Origin of the sequence: Microbacterium sp., assembly GCF_052099035.1 — a bacterium.
Taxonomy (GTDB): Bacteria; Actinomycetota; Actinomycetes; order Actinomycetales; family Microbacteriaceae; genus Microbacterium.
On record NZ_JBQDSX010000034.1, the window covers coordinates 1 to 3,492 of the forward strand.

Below are 3,492 nucleotides of genomic sequence, written 5' to 3' on the forward strand. Positions count from 1 at the left end.
TCCAGTGGAGCCGCACCGACGAGAAGCAGCAGAAGCGCCAGGACCGCCACGCGGACCGCACGGGCGACGCCGAGCTCGCCGAGTACAACGCGAAGCTGCAGAAGCTCGCCGACCGCGACCGCGCGCACGGGTTGTAGAGATTCGTTAGTGCGGGTAGCCGCGGTGCTCGAGTTGCACCGGCAGCTCATGCACGCGGGCGGACGTTTCCTCCGCGAGGGGATTCGTCGACGCGCCGCGCTCGTTCACGAGGCGGCCGCCGACGTAGACGCGCGTGAGGTTGCGCGTCGTCATCGAGAGCACGTACGTGCGCACCGGATGCCAGAGGGGGCCGATGTCGGGGCTGCGCGGATCCACGATCACGAAGTCGGCGAACTTTCCGACCTCGAGGCTGCCGACGCGGTCGGACACCCCCATGATCTCTGCCGCGCCGAGCGTGTGCAGACGCAGCATCTGCTCGGGGAGCATCGAGAGCGGATCCATTGTGCGGGCGCGCTGCGCGTAGATGCCGATGCGCATGTTCTGCCAGGGATCCGACACATCGGTGCACGCCTGATCGTCGAGTCCGACGCCGACCCGCATGCCTTTCTCGAGCATCTCGGGCACGAGCGCCACGCCTGACGCAAGCCGACCGTTCGACGCCGGCTGCCATGACATCGCGGCGCCGCGGGCGATCGATTCGTCGATGATCTCGGGCGTCGTCTGGATGAAGTGCCCGAATACGAGACCCATCTCGAGCGCGCCCGAGTCGCGATACAGCGCGAACTTCGACCGCTGGTGCTCGACGGCTTCGGGAGATTCGAGGAAGTGCGCCTGGTTCGTGACGCCGAGCCGTCGCATGGTCGCCGCCTCGATCTCCGCTGCATCAGGGTGCGGGGACCACTGCACCTGCCCCATGATCGAGCAACCGAGCGCGAGGTCCGGATCCATCGACCTCGTGTGCGCTACCTCGGCCGCGAAGCGGTCATCAACCTCCTCGAGCGATCCGGCCGTGACATCCATGCCGATCGCGTCGACGAATCGCAGACCCGCGTCGAGGCATCCGTCGGCCTGACGCTCGTGATATTCGAGGCCCCGCAGTCCTGCGGATCCGGTGCGCTTGCCGTCGACCATCGGCTCCCATGCCTGCAGCGGATCCGTGAAGTTATAGGCGGTCGTGACGCCGTTCGAGAGGAAGTCGAGGCCGCCATGCAGTGTCGACCAGTACATCTGCTCGGCCGTCATATGGGCCGTCGTGCCGAGCATCGAGTCGCACCATCCGTACAGCGTGTCGGCGACGCCGAGCCCGCGGAGCCCGCTCGTGAACAGGTGCGAATGGCTCGACACGAATCCGGGCGCGACGAACGCACCGTCGACGTCGAGCGTTTCGTCGGCCGTCATGCCGGGAGGGGGATCACCTGGTCCGATGCCGGCAATCACGCCGTCGGTCACGAGCATCCACCCGCGATCGATGTATCCCGTGCCCGTGCTGCCCGTGGGGATCGGGATGAGGCGTGCGGACGTGAGCAGGAGCGACATGCCGACGACGCTATCGAGGGGATGTTTCGGGTTCGTCACGGTGATGCAACACGCGGGTGCTACCACTGGGAGGCATGAACGCACTCACGCTCCGAACCCCTCTGTCCGTCTGGTCGAACGACGCGGAGGGTGCGCGAGACGTGCACATCGCGAACGGCGTCATCCGTGAACAGGCCGCCGCGGCGGCGCAATCGCTCGATGTGTCGGGGTGCATCGTCACGCCCGGCCTCGTCAACGCCCATCACCACCTGCTGCAGAGCGGGTTTCGCACGCTGAACGGCACGCGCGGCGTCGCCATGCGCGACTGGCTGCCCGCAATGGCTGCCGCGTACGCGGATGCGGGTATCGACGCGACGCTCGCCTATGCCGCTGCGCGCGTGGGGATCGCCGAGGGTTTGCTGTCAGGCGTCACCACCATCGCGGATCACCAGTTGAATTGGCCGCGCTCCGGCGAGGACGGCGCGGAGATCGCTGGCGCGGTCGATCGCGCGAGCCGCGAGTTGGGGAGCAGACTCGTCTTCGTGCGAGGCACGGCGGGCGATGATCCGGCCGATGCAGTCTCGAGTGCCGATTCGATTGCTGCGGCGCTCGCACCCCGCATGGGCGGCGTGTCCGCGGACGGGATGACGCAGGTTGCGGTGGGCCCCGCGGGAGTGCACAGCGACTCGCGCGCGACGTTCGAGGCGCTCGGCGAGGTCGCTGCCCGGCGGGGGCTGCGCCGCCGCACGCAGGCCAACGAACAGGTCGATACCGAGATCGCGATCGGGCGCTACGGGAGGCGTCCCCTCGAACTGCTCGACGAGTGGGGGTGGCTCGCACCGGATGTGACGATCGCGCACCTCTGCGACGTGACGGATGACGAGATTCACCTTCTCGCGGAGCGCGGCGTCTGCGCCACCCATGCCCCGGGCTGCGACGTGCCGATGGGGTGGGGCATCGCGCCGGTGCGGCGGCTGCTCGAGGCAGGGCTGAGCGTGGGGCTCGGCACATCGGGCGGCGGAAGCAACGACGCGGGCCATCTCCTCGCCGACGCGCGTCTCGCCGTGCAGGTATCCGGCCTCGTCGGACCGCAGCTCGCCGCGCGCGACGCGCTCACGGCGGCGACTTACGGTTCGGCCCGCGGCCTCGGACGCGAGGAGCTCGGGCGGATCGAGGCGGGCGCCGCCGCGGATCTATGCGTGTGGGACGTCTCGGGCGTCGCCGACGCCGGCACGGCGGATCCAGTCGCCGGCCTGATCTGGCTGTCGCCGGGGCGGCGCCCTCGGCACGTGATCGTGGCGGGCGAGGTCGTCGTGCGCGATTATCGCCTCGTCGCAGCCAGCGAGCGGGAGATCACGGCGGGCCTCCGAGAGCGCGTCGGGCGCTGATGCCCTAGACGTCGAGGACGAGCCTCGGGCAGGCTGCACGCGAGACACAGATCATCATGACGGGGCTCGTCTGCCGCTCCGCCGTCGTGAGTACTCGGTCGCGATGGTCGACCTCGCCATCGACGACCACGGTCTCGCAGGTGCCGCAGGTGCCCTCGCGGCACGACGACACTGTAAACAGTCCGTTGTCCTCGAGAACCTCGAGCACCGAGCGATCAGCGGGCACCTCGAGCACCTCACCCGTGGACATCAGCTCCACCTCGAAGGCGTCCTTCGGCGCGGCATCCGCGACATCCTCGACGGCCTCGAACGGCTCGACGTGGAGGGCGGCGGGGCCGGCTGCGCGCAGGGCGTCGAGCATGGCACGGGGGCCGCACGCCCAGATCGGGGCGTTGCCTGCCTGCTGGACGATACCGGCGAGGTCGGCCCGCCCGGTCTCCTCGCTCACATGGAGGATGACGCGGTCGCCCAGTTCGTCGAGCTCCGCGGCGAACGGGAGGCTGGCTCGGGAGGAGACGCTGTAGTGCAGCGTCCAGTCGGCGCCGGAAGCGCGCGCGGCGCGCACCATGGGCAGGATCGGCGTGATGCCGATTCCGCCCGCGACGAAGAC

General features: G+C 69.4%; 3 protein-coding genes. 1 reads left to right on the forward strand and 2 read right to left on the reverse strand.

What is annotated here, in order from left to right:
• Positions 1-144: 144 nt before the first annotated feature.
• Positions 145-1,515 (reverse strand): amidohydrolase family protein, encoded by a 1,371-nt coding sequence (locus tag ACTIAO_RS11255; protein WP_441906334.1) that lies wholly within the window; start codon positions 1,513-1,515, stop codon positions 145-147.
• Positions 1,516-1,589: 74 nt separating this feature from the next.
• On the opposite strand from ACTIAO_RS11255, the gene ACTIAO_RS11260 reads away from it, so the two are divergent.
• On the forward strand, positions 1,590-2,882 hold the full coding sequence (locus ACTIAO_RS11260; protein WP_441906335.1) for an amidohydrolase family protein: 1,293 nt from the start codon (positions 1,590-1,592) through the stop codon (positions 2,880-2,882).
• Positions 2,883-2,886: 4 nt separating this feature from the next.
• On the opposite strand, the gene ACTIAO_RS11265 is transcribed toward ACTIAO_RS11260, so the two are convergent.
• On the reverse strand, positions 2,887-3,492 hold a 606-nt coding region (locus tag ACTIAO_RS11265), incomplete at its 5' end, for a flavin reductase family protein (RefSeq protein WP_441906336.1).

Coding starts and splice junctions, on each gene's coding strand:
- ACTIAO_RS11255 (WP_441906334.1), bottom strand. CDS start 1,515: ATGTCGCTCCTGCTCACGTCCGCACGCCTCATCCCGATCCCCACGGGC.
- ACTIAO_RS11260 (WP_441906335.1), top strand. CDS start 1,590: ATGAACGCACTCACGCTCCGAACCCCTCTGTCCGTCTGGTCGAACGAC.